The 15,144-nt window shown below is 74.6% G+C and carries 14 protein-coding genes; 9 read left to right on the top strand and 5 right to left on the bottom strand.

Annotated elements, in window-relative coordinates:
* The first annotated feature begins 11 nt into the window (after positions 1 to 11).
* A complete protein-coding gene (locus GEV43_RS19735) occupies positions 12 to 4,727 on the top strand; it encodes an FtsK/SpoIIIE domain-containing protein (RefSeq protein ID WP_160821952.1) in 4,716 nt (1,571 codons plus the stop codon).
* 172 nt (positions 4,728 to 4,899) lie between these two features.
* Here GEV43_RS19735 and GEV43_RS47615 read toward each other — a convergent pair whose 3' ends face one another.
* Positions 4,900 to 5,505 carry a class I SAM-dependent methyltransferase gene (locus GEV43_RS47615; RefSeq protein ID WP_241683668.1) on the bottom strand — a complete coding sequence of 202 codons (606 nt, stop codon included), beginning with the start codon at positions 5,503 to 5,505 and terminating at the stop codon, positions 4,900 to 4,902.
* Between GEV43_RS47615 and GEV43_RS50555 the strand changes: the two genes are divergently transcribed.
* Both GEV43_RS50555 and GEV43_RS19725 read left to right on the top strand, forming a co-directional pair.
* Positions 5,494 to 5,676, top strand: a complete 183-nt coding sequence (locus tag GEV43_RS50555; protein WP_241682961.1) for a hypothetical protein — start codon at positions 5,494 to 5,496, stop codon at positions 5,674 to 5,676. The genes GEV43_RS47615 and GEV43_RS50555 overlap by 12 nt on opposite strands.
* A gap of 267 nt (positions 5,677 to 5,943) precedes the next feature.
* Positions 5,944 to 6,501, top strand: coding sequence for a hypothetical protein (locus GEV43_RS19725; protein WP_160821951.1), 558 nt, complete (start codon positions 5,944 to 5,946; stop codon positions 6,499 to 6,501).
* 193 nt (positions 6,502 to 6,694) lie between these two features.
* On the opposite strand, the gene GEV43_RS19720 is transcribed toward GEV43_RS19725, so the two are convergent.
* Both GEV43_RS19720 and GEV43_RS19715 read right to left on the bottom strand, forming a co-directional pair.
* A complete protein-coding gene (locus GEV43_RS19720; protein WP_160821950.1) occupies positions 6,695 to 6,967 on the bottom strand; it encodes a WXG100 family type VII secretion target in 273 nt (90 codons plus the stop codon).
* A 503-nt stretch (positions 6,968 to 7,470) separates the two neighbouring features.
* Positions 7,471 to 8,028: a hypothetical protein gene (locus tag GEV43_RS19715; protein WP_160821949.1), complete on the bottom strand. Its 558-nt coding sequence runs from the start codon at positions 8,026 to 8,028 to the stop codon at positions 7,471 to 7,473.
* 205 nt (positions 8,029 to 8,233) lie between these two features.
* Here GEV43_RS19715 and rpmG point away from each other — a divergent pair, with 205 nt between their 5' ends.
* From rpmG to GEV43_RS19700, 3 genes are all read left to right on the top strand, one after another.
* Positions 8,234 to 8,398 carry a 50S ribosomal protein L33 gene (rpmG, locus tag GEV43_RS19710; RefSeq protein ID WP_160821948.1) on the top strand — a complete coding sequence of 55 codons (165 nt, stop codon included), beginning with the start codon at positions 8,234 to 8,236 and terminating at the stop codon, positions 8,396 to 8,398.
* Complete coding sequence (locus GEV43_RS19705) at positions 8,395 to 8,646, top strand: type B 50S ribosomal protein L31 (protein ID WP_160821947.1); 252 nt, start codon at positions 8,395 to 8,397, stop codon at positions 8,644 to 8,646. Before rpmG ends, GEV43_RS19705 begins: the two co-directional genes overlap by 4 nt.
* Positions 8,647 to 8,922: 276 nt before the next feature.
* Entirely contained in the window at positions 8,923 to 10,710 is a 1,788-nt protein-coding gene (locus GEV43_RS19700) for a biotin carboxylase N-terminal domain-containing protein (protein ID WP_160821946.1), read from the top strand.
* Positions 10,711 to 10,790: 80 nt separating this feature from the next.
* On the opposite strand, the gene GEV43_RS19695 is transcribed toward GEV43_RS19700, so the two are convergent.
* Both GEV43_RS19695 and GEV43_RS19690 read right to left on the bottom strand, forming a co-directional pair.
* Complete coding sequence (locus GEV43_RS19695) at positions 10,791 to 11,270, bottom strand: DUF4240 domain-containing protein (protein ID WP_206681219.1); 480 nt, start codon at positions 11,268 to 11,270, stop codon at positions 10,791 to 10,793.
* A gap of 169 nt (positions 11,271 to 11,439) precedes the next feature.
* Positions 11,440 to 12,327, bottom strand: coding sequence for a LysR family transcriptional regulator (locus GEV43_RS19690; RefSeq protein ID WP_160821945.1), 888 nt, complete (start codon positions 12,325 to 12,327; stop codon positions 11,440 to 11,442).
* A gap of 157 nt (positions 12,328 to 12,484) precedes the next feature.
* Here GEV43_RS19690 and GEV43_RS19685 point away from each other — a divergent pair, with 157 nt between their 5' ends.
* From GEV43_RS19685 to GEV43_RS50550, 3 genes are all read left to right on the top strand, one after another.
* Positions 12,485 to 13,759, top strand: a complete 1,275-nt coding sequence (locus GEV43_RS19685; RefSeq protein ID WP_309239723.1) for an MFS transporter — start codon at positions 12,485 to 12,487, stop codon at positions 13,757 to 13,759.
* A gap of 77 nt (positions 13,760 to 13,836) precedes the next feature.
* Positions 13,837 to 14,973, top strand: a complete 1,137-nt coding sequence (locus tag GEV43_RS19680) for a hypothetical protein (protein WP_241682959.1) — start codon at positions 13,837 to 13,839, stop codon at positions 14,971 to 14,973.
* Complete coding sequence (locus GEV43_RS50550; RefSeq protein ID WP_241682958.1) at positions 14,970 to 15,143, top strand: hypothetical protein; 174 nt, start codon at positions 14,970 to 14,972, stop codon at positions 15,141 to 15,143. The genes GEV43_RS19680 and GEV43_RS50550 overlap by 4 nt, the downstream gene beginning before the upstream one ends.
* Position 15,144 lies beyond the last annotated feature (1 nt).

The raw sequence follows: 15,144 nt of genomic DNA, 5'->3' as shown, positions 1-15,144 counted from the left end.
GGAGGGCTTTGATGCGGATCTCGTTCACGGCACTGACCGGTCAGGGCCCCCGCGATGTCGTGGTCAACGTCGATTCCGAAGTGACGGTCGACGGGGTCGCCCAGTCGCTTTCCGCCCTCATGGACGGAAAGGCGGAGGCGATGCGGGCGCGTTCCGTTCCGGCCCCGCGCTTTTCGAAACAATCGCTTCCGGGCGGCGATTTCCGGAACGGTTCCGCGAACCCCCTCCAGGCGGGTTCTCCGGACGGCGCGGGCGCCGGCCGCCGGGCGCTGTGGATGGACGGCCGGATGCTCGACCCCCGGGCCCTCGCGGTCAAGGAGCTGCGCGACGGCGCGGTGGTCGCGGTCGAGCGGCGCGCCGCCGCCGCGACCGTGCTCGGCGAGCCGTCCGGCCTGGTGGAGGTACGGGTCGTCAGCGGCCCGGCGGCGGGTACGGTGCACCGGCTCGGCCTCGGCGTCAGCACGCTCGGGTCGGGCCCGGACGTGGACGTCGCGATCGCCGACCCGGCGCTCCCGGCCGCGTCGCTGCGCGTGACCGTCCGGCCCGAGGGCGCCGTCGTCGAGGCGTCCGACCGGACGCTGCGGGGCCGCGCGACGCTGGACGGCGCCGACCTCGCCGCGCCGGCGGAGGGCGGCGCGCCGGGCAAGGCGCCCTGGCCGCTCGGCGGGATGCTCGCGGTCGGCGGCAGCGTCCTCACGCTCGCGCGCAGCACCGCGCCCGACACCCATCTGGAGCCGCTGCCCGAGGGCGGCCTCGCGTTCAACCGGCCGCCGCGGCTCGGCCCGCCGCACCGCTCGCGGCGGCTGGAGGTCCCGAAGCGCCCCGAACGCAACCCGAAGGAGCGGCTGCGGCTGTTCGGCGCGATCCTGTTCTCGGCGTTCGGGCTGGTCATGGCGTTCGGGCTCGGGCAGTGGTGGTGGGCGCTGTTCGCGCTCGCGTGGCCGGTGATGACGGTCGGCGAGTGGGTCGGCGACCGGATGCACGGGCGCAAGTCGTACAAGAAGGCGCTGAAGGAGTACCACCGCAAGACCGCGGAGTTCGGCGGCGAGCTGGAGCGGCTGCGGCGCGAGGACGAGGCCGAACGGCGCGCGCTGCACCCCGACCCCGCCGAGGTGCTGCTGACCGCGACCGGGCCGAGGCGGCGGCTGTGGGAGCGCCGCGCGCACGATGCCGACGTCCTGCACCTGCGGGTCGGCGTCGCCGACCTGCCCGCGCGCATCGAGCTGGTCGGCGACGAGCCGCTCCCGGCGGGCACGGCGGGCACGGGCGGTACGGGCGGCGGCTCGGGCGGCGGTACGGGCGGTACGGGCCCGGACGGCGGCGCGGTCACCGTTCCCGCCGCGCGGCTGGTGCCGGTCGCGCTGCCGCTGCCCGACCTCGGCGTGATCGGCCTGACCGGGCCGCGGCCCGCGTCCCGCGCGCTCGCGCGCTGGCTCGTCGCGCAGGCCGCCGCGCTGCACAGCCCCCGCGACCTCGCGATCGTCGTGCTGTCGTCCGACCCGTACTCCGGCGAGGAGTGGAACTGGGTGCGGTGGCTGCCGCACTGCGCGCCGCGCGAGGGCGAGGAGTGCGTCGCGCTCGTCGGCACCGACCCCGAGTCGGTCGCGCACCGCGTCACCGAGCTGGCGATCCGCGTCACCGAGCGGCGGCGCGCCGCGCAGGCCGCGCAGTCGGGCTTCTTCGGGCAGGGCCGGCCCGCGGAGGCCGTCCCGTACAACATCCTCGTCGTGCTGGACGGGGCGCGGGCGCTGCGCCGCGTGCCGGGGATGCCGATGCTGCTGTCGCGCGGCGCCGAGTACGGCCTGTACGCGATCTGCGTGGACGACGAGGAGCGGCTCCTGCCCGAGGAGTGCAGCGCGGTCGCCGCGTGGGACCCCGACCTGCCGGAGGCGGTGCGGCTGCGCGGCCAGGGCCTCGACGTGATCGGCCCGGTCCTCGCCGACCAGGTGTCCCCGGCCTGGTCCGACCGCGTCGCGCGCTCCCTCGCGCCCGTCCGGGACGTCTCGCGCGAGGACGCCGAGGACGCGATCCCCGCGGACGTCCGGCTGCTCGACGTGCTCGGCATGCCCGAGCCGACCGCCGAGGACGTCCTGCGCGCCTGGACGCGGACCGGCGGGCGCACGACCCGCGTCCCGATCGGCCTCAGCACCGGCCCCGGCGCGGGCGACCCGCGCGGCGGCGCGGCGGGCGGGGCGGCCGGCGGCGCGGCGGGCTCCGGCGGGTTCCAGGCGTACGAGGTGGACCTGCGCGCGGACGGCCCGCACGGCCTCATCGCCGGGACGACCGGAGCGGGCAAGTCCGAGCTGCTCCAGACCCTGATCGCCTCCCTCGCCGTCGCCAACCGCCCGGACGAGATGACGTTCGTGCTGATCGACTACAAGGGCGGCGCGGCGTTCAAGGACTGCGCCCGGCTGCCGCACACCGTCGGCATGGTCACCGACCTGGACGGGCACGCGACCGAGCGCGCGCTGGAGTCGCTGGCCGCCGAGCTGCGCCGCCGCGAGGAGATCCTCCTCGCGGCGGGCGCCAAGGACATCGACGACTACGACGACGCGCGGACGGCGGCGTCCCCGCCGATGCCGCGGCTCGTCCTCGTCATCGACGAGTTCGCGGCGATGGTCACCGAGCTGCCCGACTTCGTCACCGGCCTGGTCGACATCGGACGGCGCGGCCGGTCGCTCGGCGTCCACCTGATCCTCGCCACGCAGCGTCCGGCCGGGGTCGTCACGGCCGACATCCGCGCCAACACCAACCTGCGGATCGCGCTGCGCGTCACCGACCCCGACGAGTCCACCGACGTGCTCGACTCGCCCGAGGCCGCGCAGATCTCCAAGTCCACGCCGGGCCGCTGCTACGTCCGGTCCGGGGCCGCCGCCGCGCAGGCCGTGCAGTCCGCGCGGATCGGCGGGCGCCGTCCGGGCGGCGCGGCGGGCGGCGGGTCGTCCCGCGCGAACGTGCAGCCGCTGCCGTGGCAGGGCCTCGGCCGCCCGCTGCCCGCGCCGCGCGACCCCGGCGCGGCCGCCGCGGACGACTCGATGGTCACCGACCTCGCGGTGCTCGTCCAGGCGGTCGCGGAGGCGGCCCGCCGCGCGGGCGTCGAGCGGCAGCCGTCGCCCTGGCTCAACCCGCTGCCCGAACGGGTCCGGCTCACGCCCCGCACGGCGGCCGGGGGGTCGGTGGTGGACGTCCCGCCGGTCGCGTTCGGCATCACCGACCTGCCCGCCGTCCAGTCCCGCGAGCCGCTCGCGCTCGACCTGTCGGGCGGCGGCCACCTGTACCTCGCCGGGTCGTCCCAGTCGGGCCGCTCGACGGCGCTGCGGACGATCGCGGGCTCGGTCGCGGCGGCCTGTTCCCCGTACGACGTGCACCTGTATGCGGTCGACTGCGGCGCGAACGCGCTGCTGCCCCTGGTCTCGCTGCCGCACTGCGGCGCGGTCGTGACCCGCGACCAGCTCGACCGCTGCGAACGGCTCCTCACCGCGCTGTCCGCCGAGGTGGCGCGGCGCCAGCAGCTCCTCGCGGAGGCGGGCTTCGCGTCCCTGCCCGAGCAGCGGGCCGCCGTCGCCGCCACCGACCGGCTCCCCTGGATGGTGCTGCTGCTGGACCGGTGGGAGGGCTTCCTCGCCGCGTTCGAGCACTACGACTACGGCCGCCTGGTCGACCAGGCGCTGCGGCTGCTGCGCGAGGGCGCCGCCGTCGGCCTGCGCGCGGTGTTCACCGGCGACCGCTCGGGCCTGACCGGGCACGTCTCCACGGTCTTCGACCGGCGGCTCGTCCTGCGGATGGCCGACCCCAACGACTACGGCTACGCGGGCCTCCAGGAGAAGCAGGTCCCGGCCGCGATGCCGCCGGGCCGCGCCCTGGAGGTCGTGGCCCCCGGAACGCCGCTCCGCGAGTCGCAGATCGGCCTGCTCGGCGACGACCCGTCCGGCACCGCCCAGGTCGCCGCGCTCCAGGAGATCGCGCGGGCGTGCGTGTCCCGCTACGGGCGGCTGCCCCGGCGGCAGCGGCCCCTGCACGTGGACGAGCTGCCCGTCCGCGTCACCTACCGCGAGGCGATGGCGTACGAGCCGGACCTGCTCGCGCCGTCCGCCCTGTGGGCGCTCGTCGGCGTCGGCGGCGACACGCTCGCACCGGTCGGCATCGACCTGCTGAACGAGGGGCCCGGGTTCGCGGTCGCGGGCCCGCCCCGTTCGGGCCGTTCCACCACGCTGCGCACGATCGTGCACTCGCTGCTCGACCCGGCGGTCGGCGGCGGCCTCGTCCCGGTCGTGCTGGTCACGCCGCGCCGCTCGCCGCTGCGGCAGCTCGCGGGCCGTCCCGGGGTGCTCGGCGTGCTGACCGGCGACGCCGAGGCCGACGACCTGGAGGCCGCGATCGGCGACGAGCACCGGTACGCGGTGGTGGTGGACGACGCCGAGCTGCTCGACGAGTCGGAGCTGGACGACGCCCTGCGCGACGTGCTGCGCACCGCCCGCGACGGCGAGCACGCCGTCGTCATCGGCGGGACGACCGAGGACCTCGGCCGCGGCTACCGCGGTTTCATGTCCGACACCCGCCGCTCCCGCTCGGGCGTCCTGCTGTCGATCGACTCGCCCGACGACGGCGACCTGTTCGGCCTGCGCCTCCCCCGCAACGCCCCCCTCGGCGGCCCGACCGGCCGCGGCCTGTTCGTGGCCGCCGGCGCCACCACCCAGATCCAGGTGGCCCTGCCTCCTGTTGATTGAGAACCGGCGGTGTTGATCGAAGCCTCGGCCCAGGCCGCTCGCCTGGCGGCTCGCGGCCTGACCGTTGCTTTGCGAGTGCTGCATCGCTTCGCGATCTGTCCGGGGAGGCTCGCCTTCGGCTTCGCCTCCCCGGACAGTTAACGCACTCGCGCGACGGCTGTGGCCGTCTGCCTCACTCGGGACGTACGGCTGTTGCGATCATGTGGGGGGAGGTGCCGAGGAGCTCGGGGACGCGTTCGGTCGCTCGGGCGGTGTCGAGGAGGACCTCGTGGCCCAGGGGGTCGGCCAGGCGGCGTTCGAGGTCGGGCAGGACGAACGCCAGGCCCTCCACGCCGACCAGGTCGGCGAGCTCCAGGCCGGCGTCGCGCACCTCGCCGCGCAGCTCGTCCGGCCGGTGCAGGTAGGCCCAGAACGAGCCGGGGACGATCGGCGGCATCCAGCCCGTCCGCTCCACCTCCGCGACGCGGGCGGGCATCGTGGGGTCCTCCTCGTACCGCGCGCGCCCGACGAGGTCGTCGTAGCGGGGCGCCCACCGGGAGATGGCCGCCGCGAACACCGTCCCGCCGGGCCGTACGACGCGCGCCGCCTCCCGCAGCGCGCGCACGCGGTCGTCGCGGTCGCGCAGGTGGTAGAGCGGGCCGAGCAGCAGGACCGCGTCGGCGGACGCGTCGTCCAGGTCGAGTTCCCGGGCGTCGCCGACGGCGGTCCGCACGCCCTCCGGCGCGGCCTCCCGCACCTGCTCGACGTGCAGCGGGACGGGATCGCGGTGCTCGACCAGATGCCCGCGCCCGGCGAGCCACAGCGCGTAGCGCCCGGCGCCGCCGCCGATGTCCGCGACGACGCCGGAACCCGGCTCGGGCAGGCGGCGCGCGAGGATCTCCTTGCTGCGCTCGAACTCCAGGATCCCCTGGCCCCGGCCAAGCGATCCCGTTCCAACCCCTGGGAGTAGTACGCGTGCAGGGCATCCTTCATCCCGCCAGCGTGCCGTTCGGACGGCGTCCGTGTCAGCCCGTTTTCCCTGCGGGCGGCGCTGGGAACGGACGCGGCGCGGTCCCGCCGGGAGCGGAACCGTTCAGTGACACCTGCGACGCTCTGTGGCGACGGACTCATTGACAGGGGCGTCCCAGCGGCATCATTCGGTCGGTAGCCTGATCGCCTCCAACCCCGAAGGGCGGGCTCGGCCATGGCGGCTTTCTGGCCTCGCACCCGGCGCCTGGTGCTGCGCGATCGGTTCGCGGAGAAGAGGATCGGCGACCTGGCGTCCGAGCTCGGCTGGCCGCGCCGCGAGGAGTACCCCGCCGACCCGGAGGAGGGCACCGACTACCAGGTCGTGTGGGCCGTCGCCCCGTCGCTGACCCTGCACTACTGCGAGGACGAGATCTCCCGCCACAGCTACCTGGTCGTCGCGGGCGAGGACCCCGTCGCCGTGCGCGGGACGGCCGAGCTGATGGAGTTCCGCCTCGACATCTGGCGGCTGGACGAGCTGCTCGACGAGATCGACGCCGCCGCCGGGCCCGCGCAGCTCGCGAGGGCCGTCGTCCGGGCCGGGCTCGGCTGCCCCGAGGAGTTCGACGAGCGCTTCTTCAGCCGCCTGCACGGCGCCCTGCGGCACCCCGACCCGCGCGTGCGCGAGAGGGCGCTGTGGGCCGTGTCGTACGTCCCGTGGCCCAACTACCGGCCCCAGCTCTCCTTCATCCGCGAGAACGACGCGATGGAGGACCTGCGCGGGACCGCCGGGATCCTGCTGGAAGCCCTGGACGAGATGGCCCTCTGACGGCCCCGCGCGAGGCGCGCGGACGGCTCGTTCCCGCGGACGGCTGGTTCCCGGCGACGCCGGCGCGGCCCGGCCCCGGCAACGCGAACGGCCCTCGCGGGGAGGGCCGTCGGGCCGGGCGTTTCCGGCTGGGAGTGGTGCGGGCCCCGACCTCGGGGGGATGGGCCGGGACCCGCGGTCCGTGGAGGCGGCGTCAGCGCGTCGCGGCCTCGATGTTCTGCTGGGAGCGCTTGATGTCCTGGCTGCCCTGCTCCAGGGCGACCGCCATCTTGTCGAACGCGGTCTTGGCCTCGGCCCACGCGCTGCGGAACCGGTCGGCGCCCGGGCCCCACCAGACCTCGGTGCTGCTCACGGTGCGGCCGTTCAGGTCCTTGATCAGCGCGTCGAGGTTCTTGGAGTGCTTGCTGAACATCCGGGACAGGTCCTCCAGCGCCCCGATGCTGGCACCGCGCTTGTCTCCGCTCATTGCTCGGACCCTTTCGTCGCTATTGCGATCCTCGCTCGCCTGCGGGGGCGGGCGCTGCACTTCCGAAGAATTGGCGACAGCCTACGCCCCACCGATCACAAGAATCCAGACGTTCATCGATGCGCGCATACCGATCGGGCCACATTCCCCCGGCTCCCCCTGGCCGGAACCGGCCAGGCGCTTTCTCCGCTGATCAGCGCCCGCCGCCCGGCGCCCCGTCCGGAACGCCCTTACTCTCCGTGAGTTCTGACCAATATCATTACCGTGCGTCAATGGCAGGGCACGGACCGATCACGGCGATCAGGCTCCCCACCTCGATGAATACATATTCACCGGAGAAATGACCGCGCTCAATGAACCCGCCGGGACATCGCGCACCGGTAAGCGAACCGTACCGGCGGGGGAGCCTCGGACGGCGGAGCACGCCGCGTGGACGGAGCGCGCCGCGCCGGCGGAGCGCGCCGCGTCGGCGGAGCATGCCGCGTCGGCGGCCGGCGGGGCCCTCAGCGGCCCGCGGGGCGGTCGGGGTCGTTCACCGGATGGGCGGACGGGTCCAGGACGCGCTCGCCGATCAGCGTGATCTCGGGGCCGCGCGTCATGAAGTCGAACCTGCGCCGGACGGACTGGGTGAGCGCGCCGGACCGGTACCGCACCTCGGTGTGCTCGGTCGCCTCCAGCGTGATCCGGTCGCCCTCGCGCACGGCGCGGCCGGAGTCGAGCCGGGTGCGGGCGCCGGTGTACTCGGGCCCGCCCTCGACCGGGGCGCGGTTGCGCGTCTCCAGCTCCCGTACGGCCCGTTCCTGCACCTGGGCGAGCGACGGTGAGAGCCGCACGCCGAGGACGTCGGGCGGCTCGGCGCGGTCGCGCGCGCGCCGGTCGACGAGGGCCTCGGAGCGCCGTTGCAGCAGCGAGTTCGCCGCGACCGTGAGCTGCCGCGTGGTGTAGGCGTCCAGCGTGTGCCGGGCGGACCCGGTCGAGGAGGGCAGCACCGCGCAGCAGGCCAAGGCGGCCGCGGCCAGGGCGGCGCGCGTCCAGGGGCGAACCATCACACTCCCGGTCATCCACTGATCACCCGCGAAGATACACCGGCGCGAACGGCCCCGGACAGTCCCGCCGGGCAGTCCCGCCGGGCGGCTCGCCCCGCCGGCCCGCTCGCCGCCCGCCCCGCTGCCCGCTGCCCCGCTGCCCCGCTGCCCCGCTCTCGGGAATGAAAACGGTTATCACTATGTTTGCACGATCGTGAGTTAAGCGGCAGAGAGGCAGGAAATGGCCAGGAACGAGCTGCGCCCGGTGATCCGGCTCCGGTCCACCGCCGGCACCGGCCACACGTACGTGACGACCAAGAACCGGCGCAACGATCCGGACCGCATGGTCCTGCGCAAGTACGACCCGATCGCGCGCCGCCACGCGACCTACAGGGAGGACCGATGAAGAAGGACACCCATCCCGCCTACCGTCCCGTCGTGTTCCGGGACCGCGGGGCCGGATACGCCTTCCTGACCCGTTCGACGGCGCAGACCGAGCAGACCGTCGAGTGGGAGGACGGCCAGACGTACCCGGTGGTCGACGTGGACGTCTCCTCGGCGAGCCACCCGTTCTACACGGGGAAGGCCCGCAACATCGACTCCACCGGCGCGGTCGAGAAGTTCAACCGCCGCTACAAGCGGCCGGAGAGCTGACCGAGCCCGTTCCCGCGCCGCGGGCCACGAGCCCGTTCCCGCGCCCGACTCCGCGCCCGGCCACGCGCCCCGGCCACGCGCGCGGAGCCGGAACCGGCCCGCGAGCCGCCCGACGCCCGCACCGCTCCCAGCGGCGCGGGCGTTCGCGCGTCCGCCCTCCGCGAACCGCCCGAAACCCTTGTCCAGCAGTGCGAAACGGCCATAAGGAGGGGCTTACGAAACTAGCGGGAAGCGATTACCTAGACTGCGCGTGCGAGGTTGAGGGAGGAGACCCACGTGCGTAAGGTCCTGATCGCCAACCGCGGTGAGATCGCGGTTCGAATTGCCCGCGCCTGTCGCGACGCAGGGTTGACCAGTGTCGCGGTGTACGCCGAGCCGGACCTGGACGCGTTGCACGTTCGGGTCGCGGACGAGGCGTACGCCCTGGGCGGGCGGACGGCCGCCGAGAGCTACCTGGACATCGGCAAGATCCTGAAGATCGCGGAGGAGGCCGGCGCCGACGCCGTCCACCCGGGCTACGGGTTCCTGTCCGAGAACGCCGATTTCGCCGCGGCGGTGGAGGGCGCCGGGCTGACCTGGATCGGTCCGCCGCCCGCGGCGATCACCGCGCTCGGCGACAAGGTCCAGGCCCGGCACATCGCCCAGAAGGTCGGCGCGCCGCTGGTGGCCGGCACGAAGGACCCGGTGTCCGGCGCCGACGAGGTCGTCGAGTTCGCGCGGGAGAACGGGCTGCCGATCGCCATCAAGGCGGCGTACGGCGGCGGCGGGCGCGGCCTGAAGGTGGCGCGGACGCTGGAGGAGGTGCCCGAGCTGTACGAGTCGGCGGTCCGCGAGGCCGTCGGCGCGTTCGGGCGCGGCGAGTGCTTCGTCGAGCGCTACCTCGACCGGCCCCGGCACGTCGAGACCCAGTGCCTCGCCGACCGGCACGGCAACGTCGTCGTGGTCTCCACGCGCGACTGCTCGCTCCAGCGCCGCCACCAGAAGCTGGTCGAGGAGGCCCCCGCGCCGTACCTGACCGAGGAGCAGGTGACGCTGCTCTACGACTCGTCCAAGGCCATCCTGAAGGAGGCCGGGTACGTCGGCGCCGGGACGTGCGAGTTCCTCGTCGGCCAGGACGGGACGATCTCGTTCCTTGAGGTCAACACCCGGCTCCAGGTCGAGCACCCCGTCACCGAGGAGGTGTCGGGGATCGACCTCGTCCGCGAGATGTTCCGGATCGCGGGCGGCGAGGAGCTCGGCTACGGCGACCCCGAGCTGCGCGGCCACTCGATCGAGTTCCGGCTGAACGCCGAGGACGCGGGCCGCGGCTTCCTCCCCGCCGTCGGGACCCTGACCGCCTGGGAGCCGCCCACGGGCCCCGGCGTGCGGCTCGACTCCGGCTACGTGTCCGGGCAGACCGTCCCCCAGGAGTTCGACTCCCTGATCGCCAAGCTCGTCGTCACCGGCGCGACCCGCCTCCAGGCCGTGGAGCGGTCGCGGCGCGCGCTGGCCGAGTTCGTGATCGACGGCATGCCGACCGTCCTGCCGTTCCACCGGGCGGTGGTGGACGACCCGGCGTTCGTCCCCGCGGACGACCCGACCGGCGAGAACGAGCCGTTCACCGTCCACACCCGGTGGATCGAGACCGAGTTCGACAACCGGATCCCGCCGTACGAGGCGCCCGTCGCGACGTCCGAGGACGAGGGCGCCGGCGAGCGGGAGCGCGTGACGGTCGAGGTCGGCGGCAAGCGGATCGAGGTCGTCCTGCCGTCCGGGCTCGGCGCCTCCGCCGCGGCGGCCCCCGCCGGGAGGTCCGCGCCGGCCAGGCGGCGCGGCGCCAAGAAGGGCGGCGCGGCCAAGGCGTCCGGCGACTCGCTGGTCAGCCCCATGCAGGGCACCATCGTGAAGGTCGTCGCCGAGGACGGCGCGACGGTCGCGGTGGGCGACGCCATCGTGGTCCTTGAGGCCATGAAGATGGAGCAGCCCCTCACGGCGCACAAGGCGGGCACCATCACGGGCCTGTCCGCCGAGATCGGCCAGACCGTCTCCAGCGGCGCCGTCATCTGCGACATCAAGGACAGCTAGCCCTCGACGCCGTTTCCCGTGCGCCCCGGCCGAGCCTCTCCGGCTCGCCGGGGCGCGCGTGTGCGCGGGGCCTGGACGGGTCAGCCGAGGAAGAGGGCGGACAGGCGCGGGAGGCGGCGGCGGGTCTCCTCCTCGTCTTCCGGGTCCCAGTTCTCACCGGCGGCGCGCAGGGGGCCGTCGGGGATGTCGCGCTCGCCCAGCGCGGCCTCCATCGCGGCCTGGAACGCGTCGGCCCGGCCCGTCCGGCGCTCGTACGCCTCGTCCGCCGCGTAGTTGAAGGCCTCGCAGCCGATCCAGCCGTCGTCGTCGCGGGCCATCCGGACGACGATCGGCACGTCGGCGAGGGAGTCGGGGTCGGCCACCGCCCGGGTGAAGCGCTCGCGGCCCTGGAGCACGAGCCCGGCGCGGAAGTCCATGAAGCCGTCGTCGCCGCAGCCGCCCTCGATGAGGTAGGCCGCGTTCCACAGCGGGTACCTGTAGGCGGTCCCGGTGACCTCGGCCAGCGTCCTGTCGAACGCGACGATCTCCTCGGGCTCGCGCCGCGCCAGCAGGTCGATCACGTGGCCGACGAGGGGGTCCCCGGCCGGCCCCGGTCGTCGGCGCGGTCGCCCGCGAGTTTGCGGGCCGTCTCGATCACGTCCCACCAGGCATCCAGGTCCATGCCGCGGATGCTAACGGCCTCCACCGACGTTCCGCGGCGCATTGATCAATGCGGTTGATCAGCGCGGTTCAGGTGGCGGGGGCGGCGGTGGCGTAGAGGACGTCGCGCAGGCCGGGGACGGCCTCGCGGTCGGCGCGCCAGACCAGGCGGAGGGCGAGGTCCGGGGTGTCGAGAGGCAGCCGGGTCAGGGCTCCGGCGGCGATCCGTTCGGCCACGGCGAACTCGGGGAGCAGGGCCACGCCCAGGTTCTGCTCGGCCCAGGCCCGCATGACGGGGACGCCTCCCGCACGCACGCGATGGACGGACGACCCGAAGAGGCGTTCGCCCGCGAGCCAGAACGAGCACGCGGGGACGTTCACCAGGAGCGTCTCGCCGCGGAGGTCGTCGCTGCTCAGCGCGGGGCGGCGGGCCAGGGGGTGGGCGGGGGCGGCCACGAGGGCCAGGGGAACGGGTTCGAGATCGAGGAAGTTCAGGGCGGCCGGGGGCGGCGTGAAACCCAGCTCGCCGAGGCCGTCGCCGGTGTCGAGGAGGAGGGCGGCTTCGAGGTCCCCGGCGGCGACGGCGGCCAGCAGCCCGTCGCGGGCGGTGTCGGAGCGCACGTCCACGGCGAGGTCGGGGCGCCGTCCGGCGAGGCGGGACAGGACGCCGGGGACGTGGGTCGCGGCGATCGTCTCCAGCGCCCCGAGGCGGAGCGCGGGGCTCGTGGCGGTGACCTCGCGGCGGGCCTGGTCGGCCTGGGCGAGCAGGCGGGACGACCAGGTCAGCATGCGGTGCCCGGCGGGCGTGAGCGTCATGCCCTTCGGGCCCCGGGAGAAGAGGGGGACGTCGAGGGAGCGTTCCAGGACGCGGATCTGCTCGGACACGGTGGACGGCGCGAGGTCGAGCGCGTTGGCCGCGTCGGTGACCGTTCCGTGGCGGACGACCGCCTCGAACGTCCTGAGCTGGCGGAGTTCCATGCCCCTCCCGAGGGTGGCGTTCGGGATTTCCGAACGGAGCGTGCGGACGGGCCGGTGGAGCCCTGCGCGACCGGACCCGAGAGTGGTTCGGCCGGTTTTCCCGATCACTCTTGGAGTTTCCTTGACGATTGTCGCTCATCGCACCGAACGCCCAGGTGTGCCCTTGTTCGGCATCTCGCTGGGCTACTTCATGGTCCTGCTCGACATGACCGTCCTGTCGGTCGCCGAACCGGACCTGGCGCGCGACCTGAACGGCTCGGTCGCGGGCCTGCAATGGGCCGTGACGGGCTACACCGTCATGTTCGGCGCGCTGCTGCTGTCGGCGGGGGCGGTCGCCGACCGGTTCGGGGCGCACCGGGCGTTCCGGGCGGGGGTCGCGGCGTTCGGGATCGCGTCGCTGGCCAGCGCGTTCGCCCCGGACCTGTGGACGCTCGTGGTCCTGCGGGGCGTGCTCGGCGCGGCCGCCGCGGCGTGCGTCCCGGCATCCATGGCGATGATCTCGCGGCTGTACCCGGAGGCGGCGGCGCGGGCGCGGGCGGTGTCGGTGTGGGCGGCGGTGAGCGGGGCCGCGCTCGCGGCGGGGCCGGTCGCGGGCGGCCTGCTGGTCGGCGCGTTCGGCTGGCGGGCGATCTTCCTGGTGAACGTCCCGCTGGCCGCGGTCACGCTGGCGCTGACGGCCGGACGGGACGTGGTGTGCGCCCGGGGCTCGCGGAGGATCGACTGGGCCCCGCAGATCGCGGCCTGCGTCGCGCTCGGGCTCGGCACGGACGCGCTGATCGCCGCCGGGAGCGGTGACGTGACGCAGGTGGTCTGGGCGGCCTGTGGGGCTGCTGTGGCCGGTGCGGCGTTCGTGGTGCTGGAGCGCCGGAGTGACAGCCCCGTCGTTCTGCGGGCGCCGGAGCTGGTCCCGGCGCTGGCGGCGGGCGGCGCGGTCAACTTCGCGATGTCGGGCGTGCTGTTCGTCCTGCCGCTGCTGTTCCAGCGGACGCTGCACCTGTCGGCGCTGGAGACGGGGCTGGCGTTCCTGCCGATGACGCTGCCGTTCGCGTTCAACCCGCTGGTGACGGGACGGATCATGGCGCGTTCGGGCCCGCGGCCGCCGATGCTCGCCGGGCTCGGGCTGCTGACGGCGGGCGGGGTGGTCTTCGGGGCCTCCGTGCTGGCCGGGCCCGCGTACCCGGTGCTGGCGGCGGGCCTGCTGTGCACGGGCTTCGGCGTGTCGTTCGCCCTGCCCGCCCTGGTGACGACGGTCGTGGCCACCGCTCCGGAGGGCGCCGCGGGGGCGGCCGGAGGGCTGCTCAACGCCGTCCGGCAGGTCGGCGCCACGCTCGGCGTCGCCGTGATGGGCGCGTTCGTGTCGGGGCAGGCGGCGTACGGGCTGCTGCTCTCGGCGGCGGTGTGCGCGGCGGCGGGGCTGCGCCTGGCCCGCTGACCGCCCGTTTCCTTACAGGCCGAGGAACGAGTCATCGGACATGTTCGTCGTACCTGCTGAGGAGGCACACTGTAACCATGAGTTCCGACCTTCGGTCCACGAGGACGGTACGCCGGGGAGCGGCGGTGATCATCGCCGCGGTCGTGCTGGCACTGCTCGGCTTCGGCGCCTCCGCCGCCCGGGCCGACGACGCGACGCAGATCGCCAAGGCCCTCACCGGCTCCCGCCTGTACGTCACCACCGAGGCGGGGAACGTGCTGTCCGCCTCGGACCGCGCCGAGATCACCAACGCCCTCAAGGGCGACGCCGACATCCGCGCGGTCGTGGTGAGCGACCGCGCGACCGGAGCGCAGGTCGGCCCGATGCTCAAGCAGGTCGCCAACCGGGTCGACAAGGGCGAGACCTACGTGGCGATCACCGCCGACGGCCGGCGCATGAACGGCATCTCCAAGTCGCTGAGCAGCAAGGAGATCAACCAGCTCGTCACCCGGACGGACGGCGCGCCGCTGAAGGAGCGGCTCGTCCGGTTCGGCGACCTGGCCGAGAAGAAGGCCGACGACCAGGCCCGTTCGAGCATGATCGGCATGTACGTGACGCTCGGCGTGGTCGTCGTGCTGATCGCGGCGGCGGCCGGGGCGTTCCTCGTCGTGCGCAGGCGCAACCGCGAGCGCGAGGCCCGGCAGATGGCGGACCTGAAGAAGGGCGTCGAGGAGGACGTCACGGTGCTCGGCGAGGACATCGCCCGCCTCGACCTCGACGTCATGGACAAGGGCCTCGACCCCGACACCCGCGCCGACTACGAGCGCGCGATGAACTCCTACGACGACGCCAAGACCGCGACCGAACGGGCGGCGCGGCCCGAGGACATGCAGTCCGTCACGACCGCGCTGGAGGACGGCCGCTACTACATGACCGCGACGCGCGCGCGGCTGGCGGGCGACCCCGTCCCGAACGCCGCGCGCCCTGCTTCTTCAACCCGCAGCACGGGCCGTCCGTCCAGGACGTCACGTGGGCGCCCCCGGGCGGCGTCGCGCGGTCCGTCCCGGCGTGCGCGGCCGACGCCGAGGCCGTCCTCCAGGGCGCCGACCCCGACGTGCGGATGGTGCCGTACGCGGGAGGGCGGCGGCCGTACTGGAACGCCGGCCCGGCGTACGGGCCGTACGCGGGCGGGTACTACGCCCCGTACGGCGGCCTGGACCTGCTCAGCGGCATGATGATCGGCACCATGCTCGGCTCGATGATGGGCGGCGGCTGGGGCGGCGGCGACATCGGCGGCGGCGATCTCAGCGGGTTCGGCGGCGACGGCGGCGACATCGGCGGCGGCTGGGACTTCGGCGGGGGCGACTTCGGGGGCGGCGGCGGAGGCGACTTCGGAGGGTTCTGAC

It is taken from the genome of Actinomadura sp. J1-007, assembly GCF_009793335.1.
GTDB lineage: Bacteria > Actinomycetota > Actinomycetes > Streptosporangiales > Streptosporangiaceae > Spirillospora > Spirillospora yumaensis.
Note: the sequence above shows the minus strand (reverse complement) of the source record. Positions and strands in the feature narration are given on the sequence as shown.